Genomic DNA, 23,090 nt, shown 5'->3' on the forward strand with positions numbered 1-23,090 from the left:
GAACATTGCTCAGGTATTTCTCCAAGTCGATTTCCTCCATAAATCGGTCAAAAACCAGCACAGGATCGCAGATATTCAGACAATCTGAAATAAACAGTGGCAAAATAGCCTGTTTTGTTTTAAAATAATTGATGGTTGAATTTTTCATTAGTTACGTAAAATTTTACCACAAAATGAGGATCACCGGCTCTTTCGAGCCAGTGATCCTCATTCGTTTTTATAGGGGCGTTATTTCACAGCCCCTTTTTTATTACATTTCGTTGTTTTTCCATAGGGAGACGCTGCTATGAGGTACTTAAAAAATTTGACAATCATAATGTATACCACAATGTAAAATTGTATTATTATTTCAATGATACAATATGATATTTTCATCCAGAGCAGCTGAGGGACTGGCCCCATGACGCTGCGGCAACCTACATCAAGAAAGGTGCCAATTCCAGCGGATATATCCGGCAGATGAAACCCATAGAACAAGTTTTATGGCGCCATCTGTGATGGCGTCTTTTTTATACTAATCAAACCTGCTAAGGAGGCAACATTCATGAGATTTGAAACAACATGTATTCACGGGGGTTATCAGCCGGATGCAACAGGCAGTGTAACCGTGCCGATTTATGTATCCACCGCGTTTGCGCATCCCGAGGTGGGCCAAAGCACCGGTTATGACTACAGCCGGTCTCAAAATCCAACGAGAGAACAATTGGAAAAGACATTGGCGGCGCTGGAAGAAGGCTGTGATGCATTAGCTTTTACCTCTGGAATGGCCGCTATCGCATGTGTGCTGGAATTATTCAAGCCCGGCGACCACATCATTTATTCTGCCGATTTATACGGAGGATCCATTCGCCTATTTAATGAAATTTCTCAAAAGAATGGTATTTCCTTCTCCGCTCTTGATACAGGAGATTTGCATGCCGTAAAAGCAGCTATACAAACGCAAACCAAGGCTATTTATATTGAAACTCCTTCCAATCCAACCATGCAAATCACTGACATAAAATCACTTTGTGAATTGGCTCATAAATATCACCTGCTGGTCATTGTCGATAACACGTTTCTGACACCTTATTTCCAAAAGCCCCTCACGTTAGGAGCTGACATTGTGATCCACAGCGGCACCAAATATCTTGCGGGACACAATGATGTGCTGGCAGGTTTTATTATTACGGCTCATAAAGAACAAGCAGATCGTCTCCACTTCCTGCACAAAACAATCGGAGCTTGTTTGTCTCCTTTTGATTGCTGGATTGTCAGTCGCGGCTTGAAAACATTACCTCTGCGAATGGACCGGCATGCCGCCTCGGCACTCCGTATCGCAAAATGGCTAAGCAAACAGCCCAAAATACGAAAAGTATATTACCCCGGCCTGGTATCATCTCCACGGCAAGAAATCAACAGCAAACAAACCACCGGCTTTGGCGGCATGATTTCATTTGAAGTTGATTCTGAAGATACCGCCATCCAGCTTCTGAAACAACTCAAGCTGATCCTATTTGCAGAAAGCTTAGGCGGAACTGAATCCTTAATTACCTATCCATTACTGCAAACACACTGTGATATCCCAAAAGAAGAATGTGCTGCCAAGGGAATTAATGAGCGATTATTACGTCTTTCTGTTGGCTTAGAAAATGTAAATGATTTAATTGCAGATTTAAAACAAGGGTTACGCTAAACATAGAAAAGAGTTGATATATATATGAATTTTGACACAATAACAGACCGTCACGGAACAGATTGCCTGAAATATGATTCTGCGCTTCGCCGCCATCGGCCTGCCACCGTCCAGCCTTTTTGGGTAGCCGATATGGACTTTCCCACCGCTCCTGCTATTTTAAAAGCACTTCATGCACGCATTGATCACGGTATATTTGGTTACAGTGAAGCTGATCCAGACCGTTTTTATGCTATTCTGTATAACTGGTTTCAGGAACGTCACCATTGGCGTATTCAAAAAGACTGGCTTATTCAAACACCGGGAATCGTATTTGCATTGGCCATGGCCGTGCGTGCCTATACCAGTCCAGGAGACAGTATATTAATTCAGCAGCCAGTTTACTACCCATTCAGTGAGGTGATTCAGGACAACAAGCGAAATTTAATTAATGCCCCTCTCGTTCTAAAAGACGGGCACTACACCATTGATTTTAAAATTTTCGAAAAAAAGATTATGGATCATAAAGTAAAGCTTCTCTTACTCTGCAGTCCCCATAATCCAGGCGGTCGTGTATGGACAAAAGAAGAATTAATTCAACTGGGTGATATTTGCTTATCGCATCATGTACTGATCGTCGCCGATGAAATTCATGAGGATTTTGTTTGGCCCGGTTACGTACACACGGTCTTTGCATCACTCGGTGAAAAATATGAGCAAAATTCTATTATCTGTACCTCACCAAGCAAAACATTTAACATTGCGGGCCTGCAATTATCCAATATCTTTATTCCTAACAAAAATCTACGCCGAAAATTTAAAAAAGAAATTGCCAAAGCCGGGTATAGCCAATTAAATACATTAGGTCTTATCGCCGGCGAAATCGCATATCGTGAAGGGGCACCCTGGTTGGATGAATTGAAATTATATCTATATGAGAACATCAATTATACACAAATATTTCTGCAAAAACACCTCCCTCAAATCAAATTCATCCGTCCTGAAGGTACCTATCTGGTTTGGCTTGATTTCCGTCCATTAGGATTGACAGAAGCCCAGCGTGAGGATGTATTGTTAAATCAGGCCGGTCTTTGGCTTGACAGCGGTGCCATGTTCGGTCCTGACGGTACAGGATTTGAAAGGTTGAATATCGCATGCCCACGTATTATTTTAAAAACAGCCTTAGAAAAACTAAGTACAGTCATATAATACCACGCTACAATCAACAGGTTTACTCTATTATAAATGCGGTAACATATATCTTTTCTAGATTACAAAAACAAAGTAAAACCGTACATACTTATTTAAAAAGGAGACAATTATTATGAAAACATTAACACAAAGAACATCTTCCCCCTTTCGCTACGATATCGTTGGCAGTTTTTTACGTCCAGACGCATTAAAAAAAGGGCGCGCCGATTTTGCCAAGAACAAACTTACACACCAAGAGCTGACAGAATTAGAAAATTTCTGGATCCGTGATTTGGTTGAAAAAGAAATAGCCATTGGTCTGCATGCGGTAACAGATGGTGAATTTCGGCGCAGTTATTGGCACCTGGATTTTATGTGGGGATTCTCTGGAATCGAGCATAACGTGTTAACGCAAGGCTACCTTTTCCATGGAGAAGAAACCAGAGCAGATTCCGCAAGGGTAATCAACAAAATTCGCTTTGTGGATCATCCATTTTTAAAACACTTTCGTTTCTTAAAAGAGATTGTTGGAACACGCGCCCAAACGCGACAAACCATCCCAGGACCCGCTCAGTTTTTTTCTGAATTAGTACGCGGGGAAAACGAAAAATCGTTAGATGCAGTATATCCCAATAGAGAAGATGCCTATCATGACTTAATCCAAGCGTATCATGACTTTATTCTTGCGTTATATGCCGAAGGCTGCCGTAATCTTCAATTAGACGACTGCACCTGGGGTATGCTTTGCGATATGAACTACTGGAAAAATCAATCTGGCGGAGAATCCAATATCCAGGCCTTGCAGGAAGTATATCTTCAATTAAATAACGACGCTATTGCAGATCTTCCTGATAACTTGGTTATCAATACACATGTATGCCGTGGTAATTATCATTCTACTTGGGCTACAAGCGGAGGATATGCTCCTGTAAGCAAAGTTCTATTTGGGAAAGAAAATGTAACGGGATATTATTTAGAATTCGATGATGATCGTTCCGGAGATTTTACACCATTACAAGATATTACAGATAACAAAATTGTCGTACTGGGGCTTATCACCTCTAAGCGACCCAAATTAGAGAATAAGTCAGCTATTATTTCCAGGATTAAGGAGGCTTCGCAAATCATCCCGCTGGACAGGCTATGCCTCAGTCCACAATGCGGATTTTCTTCAACAGAAGAAGGGAATATTCTAACGGAAGAAGACCAATGGAAAAAAATTGCGTTAGTCAAAACTATTGCTGAAGAAGTATGGGGATAACTAAAAAGATGACCATTGAATTTTTATTTTTTCAATGGTCATCTTTTTAGTTATCCGGAATACTCCGTATCGTCATAGCAAAGGTACTATCAGATTATCTCACAAATCATCGTGTTTCAACTGATGACAAGCAGTAGTATCATAGTACCGTTTCAGGAGTACGGATCAGCTCACAAATAACCGCCATAACGGCTCGGTCAGCCTTAGACAGATATCTTCCGGTTTTATAAGCCAAGACCACATCCCAATCATCAAGATACGCTCGCAGGGAAAAATAATGCGGCTGTACGGGAGGTTTATACGAAGCTGCCAATCCGCCAGGGACAATAGCGGCACCGACCCCTATACCAGCTAAAGTCTGCGCGGTAATCATATCCGTCGTTTCCAGAGAAATAGAGGGCGAAATAGCCAACGCCTTCGTCAAAGCAAAAAAAGAATGACGCAGTTCCTGCCCTTCTTTCATAACCACAAAAGGACGTTTCGCTAGCTGCTGATAATTAAATACTGGGTAATCAGAGTGGAGTTCTTTTTGAAAAACGGCATCGTTACCATTATCCCATTGCGGAGACAACGCTAACAGCAATTCTTCTCGAAACAGCTCAACATACGTTAAGGATGTGGCAAAAGAAGGCCTGACCACGATGGAAAAATCAGTTTTTCCTTGTAACGCAAAGGCTTCTAACTCCCATGTAGTTCCTTCTTCCAAACAAATATCAATGTGTGGATAGCGTGCGCGGATCACCGGTATTGCCTGGGCTAAGATCGTCATACTACGATAATTAGAGCTGCCGATCCGCACTATCCCGCAGATAGTCTGATCCAAATCCCGAATCCGCTGTTCCCGTATTTTACAGAGTTCTCGTATCTGTCCTTCAATTTCTAAATAAAGGCATCCTGCCTCGGTAAGCCGGATCGGCTGATGTGTCCGATCAAATAATTCGGCTCCCAAATGGCGTTCAATGCGGCGAATAAACTGACTGAGCGAAGGTTGGGTGATATACAGTTTCTCCGCGGCAGCCATAAAACTCCCTGTTTCCATAATTTTATGGATATATTCATATTCTCTTCTATCTGAATCCATAATCCATAGAACCCCTAATACTGTAAAAAATAACAGAAAACCATTACCTTATATGTAAACATTATAACACAATGTAAAGATTATAACACATGCACTATACCATGTATATTACAAAACCACTTTGACGGCAGGCCTATTCGATTATATGCTTAGAATAGAAACCAAGGAGGCTTTATCATGATTACCTATAAAAATATTCTCGTCCCCGTCGATGGGGAAGATTCTTCCAATCAAGCATTGGACCATGCCATTTCTATTTCAGAAATATCCGGTGCATCCATTACGCTGCTGAGCGTCGCTAATATGGCATATATTCTCAATGAATTCAGTCATATGGAAAACTGCAGTGAACTAGCGATGGATGCAATTACCGCGTCTGCTCAGTCCCGCAGTATGGACATTTTAAAACAAGCGGCCGCACGTATCCCGTCTTCCATTCCAGTAAAGTCCATTTTTAAGCTCGGTGCACCGGAAACATCCATTCTAGAAGAACAACAAGCTTTGCCGGCAGATCTCATTTGCATGGGCCGCGGCAGTAATCAACCCCTCCAGAATTTTCTTCTCGGCAGTGTTAGCACGTACGTTGTAACCCACGCTTCATGCCCAATTCTTTTGGCCCGCGATAAAAAGAAGGGTTCATACCATAATATCCTCGTCCCAATTGATGGTTCTGAATCATCTTTGCAAGCTTTAAAGCAAGCTGAACTTCTTGCCAAAGGGAATAATGCTTCACTCACTGTACTGTACGTCGCCAGCGTTCAGAATGGCCTAAAAAACACAAAAATACCTGACATGATACACTCTCATGAACTCCAGGCATTGTCCGCTCATATGAAAACAAAAGGTGATAACGCCTTTTTGCGCTGTAAAGAACAGCTCTCTTTAAATGTCCCTGTACAATGTCTCTATAAAATTGGTTCACCGGGATCAATCATTTTGCAAACTGCCGATACCACTCATGCTGATCTTATTATTATGGGCAGCCGTGGGCTGAGTCGCATTAAGAGTGTCCTCCTGGGCAGTGTCGGTCGCTATGTTGCATCCCATTCTGGACTGCCGGTTCTTATCATCCGTTAAGAAATAAAAAGCGTAGGTATTACTACTTATAACAGGAGATGTTCCCATTGAATAAATTTATGCATGAAGCACAAAAGGAGTCGATTGTTCTTTTAGTCAATCGCATTATTAATGAAAAAAATTCTAAAGACCGTAAAAAAACATTAAAACGGTTATCATATGTTATGGAGACTTTCTTTGGTGATTTATTTCAAAAAAAATCTTTCAGCGACGCCCGCAAACTCATCGATGAAGGTGGAAAATGGTTTCAATTTCTCAATCGCGCTTTAGACACGCTTAATCCTAATATTGTACGAACTGCCATTATGGATTTGGGATTTGAATCTGGTTTCTATGGATTGAGAAACCGCAACTTATCCATGACTAAATATCATTGTAATATTCCTTGGGCTATCCTTTTTGATCCTACCAGTGCCTGCAATTTACACTGTATTGGCTGTTGGGCCGCTGAATATGGTCATACGATGAATCTTTCTTACGATATCATGGATAAAATCGTCAACGAAGGCACTGCCGTAGGCTGTCACTTTTATCTTCTCACAGGCGGGGAACCTCTCGTTCGCAAAATGGATATCTTGAAACTTTGTAAGAGTCACGCAGACTGTGAATTTCATGCCTTCACGAATGGCACCCTTATCGACGATGTTTTTTGCCAAGAAGTAACAAAAGTCGGTAATTTAAGCTTTTCTATCAGCGTAGAAGGCTTCCGTGAAGTTAATGATAGCCGCCGTGGTACGGGTGTCTTTGACAGTGTTATGCACGCCATGGATCTTTTACGTCACTACGGCATCGTTTTCGGAACATCAATTTGTTATACTCGCAACAATATTCAAACCGTCACATCCGATACATTTCTTGATCTTCTCATCAGTAAGGGAGCTTGGTTTACTTGGTATTTTCACTACATGCCGGTCGGCAATAACGCATCCGTTGATTTATTGCCCACAAAGGAACAGCGAGCTTATATGATACGCCGCATCCGTGAAATTCGCGGGGTCAAGGGAGGCAAACCAATTTTTGCTATTGATTTTCAAAATGATGGTCAATTCATTGACGGCTGTGTCGCTGGTGGCCGCAACTACTGCCACATCAATCCTAATGGCGACGTCGAACCCTGTGTCTTTATTCATTATTCCAGTGCCAATATCAAGGAACAAAGCCTGATTTCCTGTCTGCAACAACCGTTATTCCAAGAATACGCTAAAGGGCAACCTTTTAATCATAATCATCTTCGCCCATGTCCCATGTTGGAAAATCCGCAATATCTGGCAGAAATGGTAAAGCGCAGCGGCGCTAAATCAACGGATATGCAATCCCCTGAATCAGTCGATCATCTTTGTGAAAAGTGTAAAGAATATGCTGAGCATTGGCTGCCTGTGGCAGATAAACTCTGGACAGAAATCCAAACCGAAGAAAACGAAAAAATTTCGGAACAAAAAATTTTATAATAATTTATCTCAATGGATTCAGATTTTTCTGAATCCATTTTGCAGTATAAAAAGTTGAATCCGGAAGCATTTCCCGTACCAAAAAACACGTTCTGAATATGAAATTCCCCCAGACCGCAACGATATCGAAAGCTCAGAAATGACGTTTTTTCTTGTGCATTTTCCGGCCCACTTCGCACGCCTTATAATCCACCGCCGATCGTGCCGGCCAGCGTGCCCTTCCTCCCGCACCAGCAGCTGCCGGCAGCATGAAGCATAGAGACTGTACTATCACTACCATAAGCAAAACTACCCGGCGTCCTGCCTGAAGCTCTTTTCACAATCGCAAAAACACATTTTACAATTTATCGCACTTCCGTAATATTCTTCCGTTCAATGTGCCCATCTTATCCTCCAATTTGATTCATTGTTTTCCATGTATTCGCAGAACACTGCACTTAACAGACGATACCAAACTGTACTATCTTCTATAATTAACACAGTCAAAGACTCTATTTTGAACAGTATTCGCTCATTTCCCCCAGTATCATAAAATAAAACCCGTTTTAGATGGTTCAAGCAGGAAAAGAGAAGCGCTTTCCTAAACAGCTAACTTGATCAACTCCGCATTTCTCACTGCGATCCATTACCCTAAAGGAGGAATTGCTCCTTATTCTATTACTTCGTTGTGTTCAAAATACGTAAAAGCAAATTTTGTATTTCTACAGGGACCTGCAATGAAGTTTGAAATTCCACATAGCCCTCATGAGGCACTGCGCCCTCAATCTGTAATGCATCCGCAAGATTATAACCCGCAATAGCGGTTTGGGCCAATGCCGATTTTTTTAGAGCCTGACTATAATCAACTTTTATAGTATTTCCCTGGATTTTTGTCGTTACATCATCGTTAAACGAAATAGGACCTACAAGCTTTGCCAACATCGCTACAGAAAGATGGGAAAATATCCAGCCCTTGATACCTCCATGTCCGGCTAAGTCTTTTTCTTTTACAGTATAGATCATATACGACAGATCTCCGTCATGAATAAAAGAATCAATCGTACCGGAAATATCGATACCGCCATACGCAGCTGTCTCCGCATGAATATCCAGCCGTCCATTGGCATGGGATATAACGTGTATTTCCTTCACCGTATCACTATCACTGATTTCCTGAGAAAGTATTGTGTTGATCACATCATCGGGTACATCAAATTTTCCTTGTATAATATGTTCCAGGGACTGGCTATCCCATGTGTTTTTTACGACACTCACATACGGTTCATACGGTGCCACAACCGTACCGACATCCTGCTGCAGCTCATCCCAATACGCCGCTGAGGCTGGTACAGTAAAGCTTAAAACCATAATGGCCATCATACCTGCCATTATTCTTTTCATCATATATCATCTCTTTCTAACACCCTGTAACACAGGTATTCTTTCTAAAAAGGAAACTCCTGCGATTTCCTGCAAGCAGTGTTTCGCCGCCTAAACAAATAAAATTACAGATCGATTGTACCGCTTTTACCACAACATTGCTACCTAATTACAATAAAAAATATGATCTAACCTAATGTATTGCTTCTTGTTTCAAGCGCAAGGACGGATCTCAGTACTATCTCTCCTTTTAAATTCCGATATGTATTGTGCCAGGAATATGATAATATATTATTGCATTTCCATCATACTGCCAGTCCGTACTGCCCGCATCGCATTCAATACTGCTAATACAGTTACCCCTACATCGCCAAATACGGCCTCCCACATGGTGGCCATACCAACTGCGGCAAAGATTAACAATACTATTTTTATCACCACAGCAAAAATAATATTTTGCCACACAATTGCCTGCGTCCTTTTTGCAATGCGAATCGCAGATACAATTTTAAATGGCTCATCAGTCATAAGCACGATATCTGCAGCCTCAATTGCGGCATCTGATCCCATGGCGCCCATGGCAATGCCAATATCTGCCCGCGCAAGAACCGGCGCATCATTTACTCCATCTCCAACAAATACAATTTTTCCATTTCCCTGCCTTTCTTTTTCCAACACTTCAAATATTTCAACCTTTTGCTGTGGAAGTAATTCGGTATATACAGCATCCATACCAATCTCCTTCGCAATAGCTTCTCCGGAAGCTTTTGTATCTCCTGTAAGCATTACCGTTTTTCTTACACCTAACGTCTTTAAACCCTGGATCGTTTTTCTGCTGTCAGGTTTTATTTCATCCTTGATCAAAATCGATCCTGCAAATTTTTTATCCACAGCAAGATAAATGGTAATTCCGGTCACATCATATACCGGGCGATAAGGTATCGCATACATTTTCATCAATTTGCTGTTACCTAAATAGACTGTTTTTCCATCAATCGAGGCCTTCACCCCATATCCCGCAATGTCCTCATGGGCGACAATCTGTGCCGTATCAATAGTTTTCCCAAATGCCCTTATAATCGATTCGGCAATAGGATGATTTGAATATTTTTCAGCACAAGAAGCATAATACAAAATGTCCTGTTCACTGAATCCATTCTGCGCAATAATGGAATGTACACTAAAAACACCTTTGGTTACGGTCCCCGTTTTATCCATAATGATCGTATCAATATGATTAAGACCCTCCAAATAGTTACTTCCTTTAACCAAAACTCCATTTCTGGAAGCCCCTCCAATTCCTCCAAAAAAAGTCAACGGAACGGAGATGACGAGTGCACACGGGCAAGAAACGACAAGAAAAGCCAATGCTCTGTACAGCCAGATGTTAAAAGACTCTCCTGCCCATATGAGTGGCGGAATGATTGCCAGAACAACTGCCGCAACTGTTACCACAGGAGTATAATATCTTGCAAAAGTTGTAATAAAATTTTCTGTTGGAGCCTTTTTACTGCTGGCATTTTCTACAAGGCTGAGTATCTTAGAAACGGTAGATTCGCCAAATTCTTTTGAAACCTCAACAGTAAGAAGCCCGCTTTTGTTAATTGCCCCAGACATCACTTCATCGCCGCTCTTTACATCACGCGGTAAAGATTCCCCAGTCAAAGCCGATAGGTCCAGAGACGATATTCCATTCGTAATTCTGCCATCCATAGGGATTCTCTCCCCCGGCTTCACTAAAATACTATCGCCTACCGCCACTTCTTCAGGAGATACCTTTTGGATACTATTATTTATTTTTAAATTCACAAAGTCAGGACGCAAATTCATAAGCGATGCAATATTTTTTTTAGACCGGCTGACAGCTAACCGCTGAAAGCCTTCTCCGATTTGGTAAAACAGCATAACAGCAACCCCTTCAGGGTATTCACCAATAGCAAAAGCCCCTATGGTAGCAATGGCCATAAGAAAATTTTCATCAAAAATATGCCCTTTTGAAATATTGCGTAAAGCTCTCAGAATAACCTCTCCACCTATAAGTAAGTAACTGATCAAAAAGACAGAAAAACTAACAGCTTGCGTAAACTGCAAACTCATGTTAATCACATAAAGAATCGTGCCTGCAGCCAAAAAGCTTTTCTTAAGAAATACTTTTTGACAACATTTTTTATTATCATTTTTCAAAGGATCTGTCGTATAAGAAATTTGAATATCAGGCTCCACTTCTTGGATAATCTCAGAGGCTTGACGCAAAATTCCCGGTAACTGATGCTCGTTATCCGTCTCAATCGTCATTTTTTGAGAAATAGTATCGACGCTGACATACTTTACGCCATTTAGCTTTTTTATTCTTGATTCAATTTTTCCCGCACAAACAGTACAGCACAAACCTTGCAGATATATTTCTTTTTTCCCTTCTGCCAATTGCATTTTCTCTCTTATAACAACATTTGCATCATTACACTTGATAATCTCCCTAATTTGTCCCATGATACTCGTTGTATCCGCATCTATCTTGAAGGATATACAAAGTGTTTGCGTAATAAAGTCGAGATCGGCTGATACAATTCCATGGAGCGCCTTTATGCTTTTTTCAATTTTTGCAGCACAATTTCCGCAGCATATCCCTTCCAAAATATATTCTTTATGAATTACCTTTTCCATAAAATCCACTTCCTTCATACTATTTCTCATTTTTATGTTTGCTTTCCCATTTCTTAATACAGTTTACAGCGTGTGATGCAGATATATTGTTGCGCAATTGTTCAACAATAAAATCAATATGTCACGGAAAACTGACAGGCCTCACTCCTTCTCATACACATGCGCCAGACCTTGATCAAAAATAGCCTTAACATGCCTATCTGCCAGTGAATAATAGATAACGCGCCCGTCTCGGCGATATTTTACCATTTTTGCTTGTTTTAAGATTCTCAATTGATGTGAAATAGAAGACTTTGTCATTCCAAGAAGCACGGATATATCACACACGCACATTTCCGCATGTAATAATGCCCCAATAATCTTAACACGGGTAGAATCACAAAATATTTTGAAAATATCGGCAATATCTATATATGTATCATCGTCAAGCATTTGCTTCCGTACTTTTATAACAACCTCCTCATGAATTGTATTACAGTCACATCTGTAAATATCAGTTCCATCCTTTTCCATGTCACCATCCTCCTATCCTGCTAGATATTATATTTCATTTTTTATTTTCCTGTCAATAACATATTGTTTTATCACAAATTTAAAGAAACAGCTGCGGAAGTAGTCACATTATTTATATAATAAAAACCTTCGCGTGATGCAATATTATTTTACACCACCCGAAGGCTTACGCAAAGCAAAGGACACTCCTTCCAACAAATATCTTACTGTTGTTTAAATCTTCTTTTGGATACTCCTTGGACTCAACAAACAACAGCCTCTTTCTATGTCACCTAAGAAGTAAAATGGTATTAAACCATCAGGGGATCAGCAGCTGTATTATATTACAGATCCAGTGATTTTTGCAATCTCACATAACTTTCATACCGCTCCCTCGCATCGTGTTCCGTATCGGCAAAAAGTGCTTCCGCTATTTCCGGAAAGGTTTTTTTCAAGGACGAATATCTCACTTCACCCATAAGAAACTCCCTAAAGTTTGCTGTCGGTTTAGCGGAATCCAATTTAAAAGGATTCTGTCCTTTTTTTCTCAGTTCCGGATTATATCTATATAAATTCCAGTACCCGCATTCTACCGCACGTTTTTCTTCCAGCTGGCTTTGTCCCTGACCTGCCTTGAGACCGTGAGAAATGCAAGGTGAGTAGCCGATAATCAGTGACGGACCCGGATATGCTTCCGCTTCCGTAATCGCTTTCAAAAGTTGATTTTTATCAGCACCCATAGCCACCTGCGCCACATACACGTAGCCATACGTCATCGCCATCATGCCTAAATCTTTTTTCTTATTCCTTTTGCCGGCTGCCGCAAATTGTGCCACTGCTGCCGTCGGCGTAGCTTTAGAAGCCTGACCGCCGGTATTAGAATACACCTCTGTATCACATACAAAAACATTAATATCTTGATTTTGAGACAATACATGATCCAATCCGCCATAGCCGATATCATAAGACCATCCATCGCCTCCGAAAATCCAATGGGAACGTTTTACCAGATACTGTCTTTGTCTATATACCTCTTCTAAAATCGAAATGCCCTTTTTTTCTTTTTCAAGCAATGCCACCACTGCGTCTGCCCTTTCCCGCGTGCCTTCACTTACCATCATATGATCCTGCCAATCCTGCAATACGCTTTGGAGTGCAGGACTGGCCGCTGCCATGGCCTCTGCCACATATCCTTTAAGAAGCTCGCGTCCACTGCGTACGCCTAAGAACATTCCATAGCCATATTCGGCAGCATCTTCAAACAAAGAATCTGCCCAGGAGGGTCCATGCCCTTTTTCGTTGACAGCATATCCTATTCCCGGTGCACTGGCAGCCCAAACATGTGAGCATCCATGTGAATTGGCAATCATCATCCGATCACCATATAACTGCGTCAATAATTTAGCATAAGGTGTTTCTCCGCACCCCGCACAAGCACCTGTAAATTCACATAATGGCTGCTCAAACTGACTGCCTTTGACTGTTGTCTTTTTCATCGGATTGGACTTCTTCGGCAAATGAATACTATAATCCCAGACCTGTGCCTTATATTCTTCATCATCAAACGGTTGCATCGTAAGCGCTTGCTTGGGACAAACATACGTACAGCTGCCACACCCCAGACAATCCATTACGGACGTAACTATACTATATTTCATACCTGCAATGCCGGCCGCATCCGTCACCGCAATTCCAGCGGGAGCCTGTTCAGCTTCAGTCGGCGTCATCAAAAAAGGCCGAATAGCGGCATGCGGGCAAACAAAGGCGCATTGATTACACTGAATACAAGCATTGGGATTCCAACTGGGCACAAAAATAGCCACTCCCCGCTTTTCTTCCTTAGCCGTCCCCGTAGGATAGGTCCCATCTTCCCGGCCATCAAACGCACTAACCGGCAGCGTATCTCCCAGCATGCGATTCATAGGATCCGCAAATTTCTTGTAATATTCAGAATGTGCCGCACCTGATACCGGCACATCTTGCGCTATTTTCCACTCTTTCGGAACATCAATTTTGACAATAGCTTGTATGCCCTGATCAATCGCCGCATTGTTCATGTCGACAATTTTCTGTCCTTTTTTGCCATAGGCAGTCATGACAGATTCTTTTAGTTTTGTAATTGCCAAATCTAAGGGAATAATATTGGCTAATTTGAAGAACGCCGCCTGCATAATCATATTAATGCGACTTCCCAAACCAATTTTCCGGCCAATTTCCACGCCATTTATGATATAAAATTGCACCTTATTTTCAGCTATGACCCGTTTCAACGAAGCCGGTAATTTTTCCTCTAACTCGTCGGGCGTCCATGTACAATTTAAAAGGAATATGCCGCCAGGCTTTATTCCCTGCAGCAGTTCAAATTGATGCACATAGGATTGGCGATGGCAGGCAATAAAATCCGCTGTATGAATAAGATACGGCATTTTGATCGGCGAAGATCCAAACCGCAAGTGCGATATGGTAACACCACCTGATTTTTTAGAATCATAGGCAAAATAAGCCTGTGCATACATATCCGTATTATCACCAATAATTTTGATGGCGCTTTTATTGGCTCCCACCGTACCATCTGACCCAAATCCCCAGAATTTGCAAGACTTTAAATTTTTACCGCCAACATATATTGTGCTGGTTCGAGGTAAAGACGAAAGGCATACGTCGTCAGTAATACATAACGTAAAATTTTTTTTCGGTTTTTCTGCCTGTAAATTATCAAAGCAAGCAACAATATCTGCCGGCAGAATGTCCTTGGATCCCAGTCCATAGCGGCCGCCATAAACTTCCGGCGCATCTTTGATAGTGGCAAACGTTGCCGTAACGCTTTGATATAAAGGTTCTCCATTCGAACCCGGTTCCTTTGTCCGTTCAAGAACCCCGATACGTTTAACCGTTTCAGGCAGCATCGCCAAAAAATGTTTTTCCGACCAGGGACGAAACAAATGCACGTTAATACAGCCTACTTTTTGTCCTTGTGCTGCTAAATATTTAACAACTTCTTCTGTTGTTTCAGCACCAGATCCCAACGCCACAACAACAAATTCAGCATCAGGCGCGCCTGTATAATTAAACAAGTGATATTCGCGACCTGTTATTGCTGTTATTTTTCTCATGTAACCTTCTACAATATCCGGTACTTTTTCATAGAATTTATTAATCGACTCACGATGCTGCATATAGATTTCTGCCGAATCAACGGCACCTCTCAGCACCGGCTTATCCGGATTCAACGAACGATCCCGAAATGCCTGCACCGCATCTGGATCCAAAAACTGTTTTAAATCTTCTTCTTCTAATACTTCTATTTTTTGTATTTCATGGGAAGTACGGAAGCCATCAAAAAAATTAATAAACGGAATACGGCTGGAAATAGCAGCACCATGAGCTACAGCAGACAAATCCATAATTTCCTGTACACTGGATTCTGCCAACATTGCCACCCCGCTTGTACGAGTAGTCATTACATCATTATTTTCTCCCATAATGCTCAGTGCATTCGATGCGACAGTACGGGAGGCCACGTGAAATACACCGGGCAATAACTCGCCGGCAATCTTAAATAATTCGGGCAGCATTAACATCAATCCCTGCGAAGCCGTAAAGGTCGTGGTTAAAGCGCCGGCTGCCAACGCCCCATGCATAGCCCCGGCAGCACCTCCTTCAGACTGCATTTCTGAAACCTTGACCGTATGCCCAAACAGATTTTTACGTCCATGAGCCGCCCATTCATCAACCTGTTCTGCCATGGGAGAAGACGGCGTAATCGGATAAATCGTAGCAACTTCGGTAAATGCATATGCTACATGCGCAGCCGCGGTGTTACCGTCCATCGTTTTAAATCTTTTTTTGTATTTACTCATAAAAATCCCTCCTTACATACAAAAATCCTTAAGTGTATAATAGTATCATAATATGATACATTGTATTATATTATGATACTATTATACCGTTTGTTTTTGTATATTACAACCAAAAGAAAAATTTGACGGTCATATGTGCTTGTATTGTATATTACTTTACTTCTGCATATGTATTAAAAAACCGAAAATCATTTTAACAAGCCCGATCAGGCTTATTGAAATGATTTTCGGTTGTATCGCATTTAAGAATCCTGGAAACACTATTTCCAGGTATTTTATCGTTTATATCCTATTTTATCTGAAATTTCCTGTGTGACAGTGACCAGCGCGCTGCCCATTTCCGCTCTGACAGACGCATTCATTCTTGAAGTAGGACCCGATATACTAATAGCTGCATATGCCTTCCCTTTAAAATTGAATATCGGCGCCGCTACACAAATAAGACCCGGCTCTAATTCTTCAATATCCTCCGCATATCCTTGTTCTTTTGCCTGCTTTATATACTGAACTAAATCCGTTTCATTACTGATTGTATTATTTGTATATCCAGCAAACGACACTCCACGCAAAATGGCTGACACCTCCTCAGCGGAAAGACCGGAAAGAATTGCCTTTCCTACTGCGGTAGCATAAAGAGGAAGCCGCGTCCCCGCTCCCGTGCTGATACGCATCGAATGCGGACTTTCCACTTTATCCATATAAACAACATCCGCACCATCTCTTAGAACAAAATTGACAGTCTCTTTAAACGCAGACACCAATTCATCCAAATACGGAAACACAATTTTTCTTAAATCCACATGGACGGTCATTCCAATTCTGTACAATTCCATTCCCAGTCTATATTTAAGAGTATCCGCATCCTGTTCCAAAAAGCCGTGCAGCTGCAGCGTCGTAACCATATTAAACGTCGTGCTTTTATTTAATACGGTTTTACGGCTTATTTCAGTAATGCCTAATTCTTTTTCATTTTCAAAACACTTTAGTATTGCAATGGCTTTAACTACTGATTGTATAATAGTTTTGCTCATATATTAATTCCTCCACACACATTTTATGTATCAACACCACCATATGCCAAATACGCTGCTCAATATAACAAGTATCTTCTCCTGCACTTTTTCCGGCCCTTTCCTCCTCGCCTCGCGCAGCCCCGCACTCCCTTTTCGATATCTCTGATTATTATAATCTATTTTTTTCAACCAAGATACCCGTAAAACAAACTCTGAAAATCTTATAGCAGTACAAAAGACAGCCCATCTGAGCCGATGCGCTGTCTTTTCTTAGTACGTATTCAAATTTTTTTATGTACATTATAAATGCTGTGGAATGCCGGGGCCAACAGGCCATCCCATGCAGTACCAAAAAATAAACAAGAGATACCACATAACCAAAAATCCCATCGCATATGGCATCATAAGAGCTAAATATGTGCCAATGCCGCTATCCTTTTTATAGCGGCGAATAATTTCCAAAAATAATGGCAAAAACGGATTGACGAGAGCTACCGTATTCAACGCGCCATCACCGGCACGAAACGCGACTTGAATAAATGCAGGATGATATCCAAGGAGCATAAACATAGGCACAAAGACGGTAGACAGCAGTGCCCATACCGCCGATCCACTGGACGTGAAAACACCAAGAAGTTGTCCAAAAATCATAAAGCACAACAAGGCCGGAAGACCGGTCATCCCAATATTTTGCAGGAAATATGCCCCCTTCATAGCAATCATAACGGCCATATTAGTCCAAGCAAATGCCGCAATAAACTGGGCAATAAAGAAAGCCATCACTAAAAACCCAGCCAGGCTTTTAACAGCTTCCGTCATACAATGCACCATATCATCTGCATTCTTAATTTTTTTCACAGAAATCCCATACGTTAAGCCTACCGTCAGTAAAAAGCCGCATAACAAAGGGACTACGCCGCGCAGCAAAGGTGAACCAAGAAGCGAATGCGTCTGCGGATTGCGCAGCAATCCGTTATCAGGAAATATCATTGCAATAACAACAAAAACATATATACCCGCAGCAATCAGCGCGTGATGCAGCGCATTTTTTTCTTCTGACGAAATATCTTCTAATACAAGATTGCCATGGGCATGCGCAGGATCATATATTCCCATGCGAGGTTCAACAAACTTTTCGGTAATGAAGGTCGTTACCGCCGCCAAATAAAAAACAGCAAAAGACATAAAATACCAATTATCAACAGGTGTAACGGTCATTGTGGGATCCACAATATGTGCCGCCTGCGTTGTAATTCCGGACAAAAGCACATCGGTCGTAACAATAAGGATGTTTGCCGTAAAGCCCGAATAAATCGCTGCTAAGGAACAGGCAAATCCCACTAAAGGATGACGGCCCAAGGAATAAAACAGCAACGCCGCCAGCGGCGGCATGATGACGATAGCCGCGTCTGACGCAATATGACTCATCAAACTGATGAATACGACAGCAAAGGTTACATAACGGCCAGGAATATTATGCATAGAATGCCGTATCAGCGTCTGTAAAAAACCTGTTTCTGATGCAACTCCCAATCCAAACGTAAGAACAATGATCATTCCCAGAGGCGGAAAGGAAATATAATTTTTAATCATATTGGTCAATATCCAGTCAAGCCCTTCTGCACTTATCAGGCTCTTGATTTGAATAATTTCACTAGTCTTAGGATTCATAGCCGACACACCGGCAATATGACAAATATACGAAAGAACCGCCAATACAAGGAAAAAAATAAGAAACAAAATTGCCGGATTAGGCAGTTTATTGCCCATCCGTTCCAATCCCTTCAAAAACGCGCCACGCGTGTCGTCAGTTGAAATCACTGTATCTGTAAAATGATTCATATAGCTCCACTTCCTTATAAAAAATATTAATTTTTTAAGACAACTCCTTCGAGGATAAAGGCAATCTTTTAATATGTCAAGAATATTTTATAAATTTTCTATAATATAAAAGTATTATTTATGCAAATAACTGTATGCGTATATAATAATGTATGTTTTGCAAACACATCTTCTTTCACTATGCAGCTTTTTCTTCCTGATCAGGCAGCATGTTCAGCAGCGAATACTGCCGCTGTCATTTTCACACAAAAAAAGCAGCGGCTCTGCATGTCAGTATTACCTCACTGACCTTGCAGAACCGCTGTTAATTATTCATATGGTTTACTGTCTTATCTGACTTCGTCTTTTCCTGCTGTATTATCATGCGGAAGAATCAGTTCTACATCTGCATGCGGACGTGGAATGACATGCACAGAAACAAGTTCGCCCACGCGCTGTGCGGCGGCAGCTCCGGCATCTGTAGCAGCCTTGACAGCGCCCACATCACCGCGAACCATGACGGTCACCAGACCGCCGCCAACTAAAATTTTGCCGATCAAATACACGTTTGCCGCCTTTACCATAGCATCGGCTGCTTCAATAGACCCTACTAATCCTTTTGTTTCGATCAATCCCAAAGCTTCTGTTGTACTCATGTTTGTGTCCTCCTAAAATATAATTTTTATTTACCAATTGTGATTTTAGAGCTATTATCTAAATTCATGGCATTGGCTTCTTCTGTATCAATATGACATTCCAGCGCAGAGGTCAGTGTCACTCGTATGACAACATTTCCCAGCCAGCCACCGCGCGGTCCACCTGCCTGAACAGATACAACTTGTCCGTCAACCACGCCAAATTGCTGCGCATCCTCCGGCAGCATATGAATATGTCGTTTGGCAATAATAACACCCCGCGGTAAATATATGCTTCTTTCAGGCCCTACCAGCGTAATGCCCGGAGTGCCGTCTAGATCACCTGACATCTTCAATGGCGCTTTGATTCCCAGTTTAAAGCAATCTGCCCGTAATATTTCAACCTGTGATTCTTTGCGAACCGGCCCCAAGACACGTACTTTTTCTATCGCTCCATGCGGCCCCGCCAGCGTTACCGTCTCTTTACATGCAAATTGTCCTGGCTGAGATATATCTTTCGTTTTTGTCAGCATATACCCTGTGCCAAACAGCGCAAACAAATCATACTCTGACAAATGTACATGCCTATTGGATACCCCTACGGGAATAGCTCCAGACTGCAGGCGCATATTGTGTTCTTTTACAGCGTCCATTAATAAAGTAACCATAGTATCATATTTCCCCATTAAAACTCACCCTTTTGCTTCAGCAGCTGCAGCACTTCGTTGACTACAGCCATTAGCTGCTCGTCTCCGGTATCTCCTGACGGTACACCTCCGACCACTCCTGCCGGTGCCGGTACTGCACAAGGGCCGGCCGGTCTGACCTCATGAATTCCATATGCAACGCGTTTGATATTCATCAAATGAAGCGGAGTCACATTATCTGCGGTCGCACTGCCGCCCCAAGTGCCGCATCCCAGCGTAAATGATGGTGCCAAACCAGTACTGATACCTACACCGCCATGTGTTGCCGGCGTATTGACAATAATACGAAATACCGGTTTTTCATAGAAACGCCGGACTATCTCCGGATCATCTGTATGAATTGACATCGTATGTCCCATGCCGCAATTTTTCAACAGGCGAATACACAATTCACAAGCTTCATGCCAATCCTTCACTGTATAAAATCCCAGGACAGTCGTCAGTTTTTCATAAGAGAGAGGATACCCTTCACCAACTCCGTCCTGTTCGCCGATCAGTACCTTGGTATTAGCTGGAATAACAATACCCGCTGCATCAGCAATAACTTGAGGTGCCCGTCCCACGAACTGCGCATTCATATTGTGTCCATTTTTAAATAAAAGGCTGCAAACTTTGCCGGTTTCTTCTTTATTCATAAAATACCCGCCAAGACGTCTGAATTCTTCAATAACCTGTGCTCGATTGCCTTCCTCAACAATGACAGATTGTTCAGAAGCGCAAATCGTGCCATAGTCAAAGGTTTTGCTGATCATAATATCTTCAACAGATTTTTTAACATCGGCGGTGTGCTCAATATAGGATGGTCCATTGCCGGGCCCCACCCCTAATGCCGGTTTACCGCAGCTGTATGCGGCCTTCACCATGGCCGAGCCCCCCGTAGCAATAATCATTTTTACTTCCTCACTATGCATCAGCTCATTTGTCGCTGCCATAGACGGATGCGTAATGCACTCAATAGTATGCGCCGGAGCACCAGCAGTTTCTGCTGCTTCCGCCATAAGTCGTGCCGCCTCAGAAGTACATTTCAATGCCGCCGGATGCGGTGAAAAAACGATAGTATTCCGCGATTTCAGTGCTATCATAGCATTATAAATAACCGTCGATGTAGGGTTTGTAGAAGGAATAATTCCCAAAACAACGCCTACCGGTTCACCTATTTCTGTAATGCGATTCGCCTTGTCTTCCCGGATAACTCCAATCGTTTTCATATCTTTGATGTACTCATAGACATTTTCAGAAGCAACCTGATTTTTTACTGTTTTGTCTTCCACCTTGCCAAAGCCAGTTTCTTCAACGGCCATTCTCGCCAGCGTCGCTGCATTTTCCTCCGCTACCCGTACCATGTTCTGCAAAATTTTATCCACCTGCTCATTGGTAAACCTGCAAAACTGTTCTTCGGCCTCATTGGCTTGCCGCACCACATTTCTGGCTTCTTGCATAGTTTGTAAATCATAATCAAAATTTCCCAAGAATATCTTCCCCTTTCATGCTATGTATTTATAAAGCACATCTCTATTCCTCAGCCACATCATCTCTACGGTAATATGCTATGATAAGCTGAATAAGCGTTCCTTTACTTACCCTGTATAACTCTCTGCCGGTAAGGCCAAGTCCCGAATATTCCCGTATCAGATGCCGCAAAACAGATACTGTCATCTTTTTCAACAGATTCGACACTATGTCGATACCATATTGGATAACCAATTCATCTATATTAATTTTTTGAAGCGACATGATCTGGTTTTTATCAAAGGAAGGAATATGGAAACGCTCTGATTTCGTGCTGTCTGCCATCGCTGTTTCCGGATAGTGTATCCGCTGGCTTTTCTCTTCTATACCGCTTTCTGCTGCATTGCGGCTGCAAAGACTTTTTATGTCTTCGGACAAAATAATCATCTCAATATCTGCATGCGGTCTTGGAATAATATGCTGCGAAACAAGCGTTTTCCGCCCAAATATCCCTACTGCCGCCGCGCCAGCTTCAACAGCTGCCTGTACTGCTCCCACGTCTCCGGTTATACAGATAGTCACCAGTCCACCGCCAGTTAATGTTTGACTGAGCAACGTAGTCCGTGCCGCTTTAAGCATGACATCCGCGCATTCAATAGCAGGAACCAAGCCGTTCGTCTCAATCATGCCAAGCGCATCCATTCTCTATCACGTCCTTTCTATGTTATTTCCCGCCAGTAATATAGCGGTTATAAAATAATTTTGCATATCCTGCTGTACTCCAAAGAACATCTGCATTTTCGGGAATGAAAATAACGTCTCCCTGACGAGCGGTATATGTGCTGCCATTGATTGCAATCGTAAGTTGTCCCTCCATAACGATATCTGTTTCTTCATATCCTATCAGCGTTCGTTTAAAGTCGGAATGATCTACTATCAAAAATCCCGAACGTATCCGCGACTTTTGCGGATGAATGACTTCCTGACAGGTAACATTGACATTACGCTGCGTTGCATCAAAAGCATGATACCTAACAGAATCACCCCGTACTACCTTTAACCCGCTTTTCCCTTCTACGGCCGCGTCATAGGGTGTTTCCGTAAGCAGCCCCTGAGATTGCAATACCTGCCTGACAAGTTGCAGAATCAATTCTTTATTATTTTCTTGTTGGGGTTCTATCTGAACAAAAGCAGCTGCATCTGAACTACTGTTTTGTAAGTTGCTTTCGTCTTTTACAACAAAGTGAAGACCTTTTTCTTTAGCTAAATCCTGTGCTGCCGCGGTGATCAAGGTTCCCGGTTTGATATATATTTTTACAGTTCCTGACAAAATAGCGGCTTTTACTTGACCCACACATATCAAATCCTTCACGCTATC

General features: G+C 42.0%; 18 protein-coding genes and 1 riboswitch. Of the genes, 5 read left to right on the forward strand and 13 right to left on the reverse strand.

Annotated elements, in window-relative coordinates:
- Positions 1-368: 368 nt before the first annotated feature.
- Positions 369-466: riboswitch (SAM riboswitch) on the forward strand.
- Between the two features lie 78 nt (positions 467-544).
- The 3 genes from AB840_RS05500 (at position 545) to AB840_RS05510 (ending at position 4,106) form a co-directional block, all read left to right on the forward strand.
- Positions 545-1,675, forward strand: a complete 1,131-nt coding sequence (locus AB840_RS05500; RefSeq protein ID WP_048513833.1) for a trans-sulfuration enzyme family protein — start codon at positions 545-547, stop codon at positions 1,673-1,675.
- A 24-nt stretch (positions 1,676-1,699) separates the two neighbouring features.
- Positions 1,700-2,863: a MalY/PatB family protein gene (locus AB840_RS05505; RefSeq protein WP_048513834.1), complete on the forward strand. Its 1,164-nt coding sequence runs from the start codon at positions 1,700-1,702 to the stop codon at positions 2,861-2,863.
- Positions 2,864-2,978: 115 nt separating this feature from the next.
- Positions 2,979-4,106, forward strand: a complete 1,128-nt coding sequence (locus AB840_RS05510; RefSeq protein WP_048513835.1) for a 5-methyltetrahydropteroyltriglutamate--homocysteine S-methyltransferase — start codon at positions 2,979-2,981, stop codon at positions 4,104-4,106.
- A 139-nt stretch (positions 4,107-4,245) separates the two neighbouring features.
- On the opposite strand, the gene AB840_RS05515 is transcribed toward AB840_RS05510, so the two are convergent.
- Entirely contained in the window at positions 4,246-5,187 is a 942-nt protein-coding gene (locus AB840_RS05515) for a LysR family transcriptional regulator (protein WP_048513836.1), read from the reverse strand.
- 177 nt (positions 5,188-5,364) lie between these two features.
- On the opposite strand from AB840_RS05515, the gene AB840_RS05520 reads away from it, so the two are divergent.
- A complete protein-coding gene (locus AB840_RS05520; RefSeq protein ID WP_048513837.1) occupies positions 5,365-6,264 on the forward strand; it encodes a universal stress protein in 900 nt (299 codons plus the stop codon).
- A 47-nt stretch (positions 6,265-6,311) separates the two neighbouring features.
- Positions 6,312-7,712 carry a radical SAM protein gene (locus AB840_RS05525; protein ID WP_048513838.1) on the forward strand — a complete coding sequence of 467 codons (1,401 nt, stop codon included), beginning with the start codon at positions 6,312-6,314 and terminating at the stop codon, positions 7,710-7,712.
- A 182-nt stretch (positions 7,713-7,894) separates the two neighbouring features.
- Here the strand turns inward: AB840_RS05525 and AB840_RS17060 are convergent, their stop codons facing one another.
- The 12 genes from AB840_RS17060 to AB840_RS05580 form a co-directional block, all read right to left on the reverse strand.
- Entirely contained in the window at positions 7,895-8,032 is a 138-nt protein-coding gene (locus AB840_RS17060) for a hypothetical protein (RefSeq protein ID WP_159445801.1), read from the reverse strand.
- A 337-nt stretch (positions 8,033-8,369) separates the two neighbouring features.
- A complete protein-coding gene (locus tag AB840_RS05530) occupies positions 8,370-9,095 on the reverse strand; it encodes a hypothetical protein (RefSeq protein WP_048513839.1) in 726 nt (241 codons plus the stop codon).
- A gap of 267 nt (positions 9,096-9,362) precedes the next feature.
- Positions 9,363-11,735 carry a heavy metal translocating P-type ATPase gene (locus tag AB840_RS05535; protein WP_048513877.1) on the reverse strand — a complete coding sequence of 791 codons (2,373 nt, stop codon included), beginning with the start codon at positions 11,733-11,735 and terminating at the stop codon, positions 9,363-9,365.
- A 141-nt stretch (positions 11,736-11,876) separates the two neighbouring features.
- Positions 11,877-12,248 carry an ArsR/SmtB family transcription factor gene (locus AB840_RS05540; RefSeq protein WP_048513840.1) on the reverse strand — a complete coding sequence of 124 codons (372 nt, stop codon included), beginning with the start codon at positions 12,246-12,248 and terminating at the stop codon, positions 11,877-11,879.
- Positions 12,249-12,571: 323 nt separating this feature from the next.
- Complete coding sequence (gene nifJ / locus AB840_RS05545) at positions 12,572-16,087, reverse strand: pyruvate:ferredoxin (flavodoxin) oxidoreductase (protein ID WP_048513841.1); 3,516 nt, start codon at positions 16,085-16,087, stop codon at positions 12,572-12,574.
- 275 nt (positions 16,088-16,362) lie between these two features.
- Positions 16,363-17,118, reverse strand: coding sequence for an IclR family transcriptional regulator (locus AB840_RS05550; protein WP_048513842.1), 756 nt, complete (start codon positions 17,116-17,118; stop codon positions 16,363-16,365).
- Positions 17,119-17,400: 282 nt separating this feature from the next.
- Complete coding sequence (locus AB840_RS05555; RefSeq protein ID WP_048513843.1) at positions 17,401-18,942, reverse strand: AbgT family transporter; 1,542 nt, start codon at positions 18,940-18,942, stop codon at positions 17,401-17,403.
- A 329-nt stretch (positions 18,943-19,271) separates the two neighbouring features.
- Positions 19,272-19,577, reverse strand: coding sequence for an ethanolamine utilization microcompartment protein EutM (gene eutM / locus AB840_RS05560; protein WP_048513844.1), 306 nt, complete (start codon positions 19,575-19,577; stop codon positions 19,272-19,274).
- Between the two features lie 26 nt (positions 19,578-19,603).
- Positions 19,604-20,224, reverse strand: coding sequence for a phosphate propanoyltransferase (locus AB840_RS05565; protein WP_234984876.1), 621 nt, complete (start codon positions 20,222-20,224; stop codon positions 19,604-19,606).
- A 17-nt stretch (positions 20,225-20,241) separates the two neighbouring features.
- Positions 20,242-21,732, reverse strand: a complete 1,491-nt coding sequence (locus tag AB840_RS05570) for an acetaldehyde dehydrogenase (acetylating) (protein ID WP_078791720.1) — start codon at positions 21,730-21,732, stop codon at positions 20,242-20,244.
- A gap of 43 nt (positions 21,733-21,775) precedes the next feature.
- A complete protein-coding gene (locus AB840_RS18250) occupies positions 21,776-22,414 on the reverse strand; it encodes a BMC domain-containing protein (protein ID WP_048513846.1) in 639 nt (212 codons plus the stop codon).
- A gap of 22 nt (positions 22,415-22,436) precedes the next feature.
- A complete protein-coding gene (locus AB840_RS05580) occupies positions 22,437-23,084 on the reverse strand; it encodes a cupin domain-containing protein (protein ID WP_048513847.1) in 648 nt (215 codons plus the stop codon).
- Positions 23,085-23,090: the final 6 nt, after the last annotated feature.

The sequence above is a fragment of the Megasphaera cerevisiae DSM 20462 genome (genome assembly GCF_001045675.1).
Lineage (GTDB): Bacteria > Bacillota > Negativicutes > Veillonellales > Megasphaeraceae > Megasphaera > Megasphaera cerevisiae.

Excerpts from the sequence above, each read along its gene's own strand:
- AB840_RS05500 (WP_048513833.1), top strand. The coding sequence starts at position 545 with ATGAGATTTGAAACAACATGTATTCACGGGGGTTATCAGCCGGATGCA.
- AB840_RS05505 (WP_048513834.1), top strand. The coding sequence starts at position 1,700 with ATGAATTTTGACACAATAACAGACCGTCACGGAACAGATTGCCTGAAA.
- AB840_RS05510 (WP_048513835.1), top strand. The coding sequence starts at position 2,979 with ATGAAAACATTAACACAAAGAACATCTTCCCCCTTTCGCTACGATATC.
- AB840_RS05515 (WP_048513836.1), bottom strand. The coding sequence starts at position 5,187 with ATGGATTCAGATAGAAGAGAATATGAATATATCCATAAAATTATGGAA.
- AB840_RS05520 (WP_048513837.1), top strand. The coding sequence starts at position 5,365 with ATGATTACCTATAAAAATATTCTCGTCCCCGTCGATGGGGAAGATTCT.
- AB840_RS05530 (WP_048513839.1), bottom strand. The coding sequence starts at position 9,095 with ATGATGAAAAGAATAATGGCAGGTATGATGGCCATTATGGTTTTAAGC.
- AB840_RS05535 (WP_048513877.1), bottom strand. The coding sequence starts at position 11,735 with ATGGAAAAGGTAATTCATAAAGAATATATTTTGGAAGGGATATGCTGC.
- AB840_RS05540 (WP_048513840.1), bottom strand. The coding sequence starts at position 12,248 with ATGGAAAAGGATGGAACTGATATTTACAGATGTGACTGTAATACAATT.
- nifJ (WP_048513841.1), bottom strand. The coding sequence starts at position 16,087 with ATGAGTAAATACAAAAAAAGATTTAAAACGATGGACGGTAACACCGCG.
- AB840_RS05550 (WP_048513842.1), bottom strand. The coding sequence starts at position 17,118 with ATGAGCAAAACTATTATACAATCAGTAGTTAAAGCCATTGCAATACTA.
- AB840_RS05555 (WP_048513843.1), bottom strand. The coding sequence starts at position 18,942 with ATGAATCATTTTACAGATACAGTGATTTCAACTGACGACACGCGTGGC.
- eutM (WP_048513844.1), bottom strand. The coding sequence starts at position 19,577 with ATGAGTACAACAGAAGCTTTGGGATTGATCGAAACAAAAGGATTAGTA.
- AB840_RS05565 (WP_234984876.1), bottom strand. The coding sequence starts at position 20,224 with ATGGTTACTTTATTAATGGACGCTGTAAAAGAACACAATATGCGCCTG.
- AB840_RS18250 (WP_048513846.1), bottom strand. The coding sequence starts at position 22,414 with ATGGATGCGCTTGGCATGATTGAGACGAACGGCTTGGTTCCTGCTATT.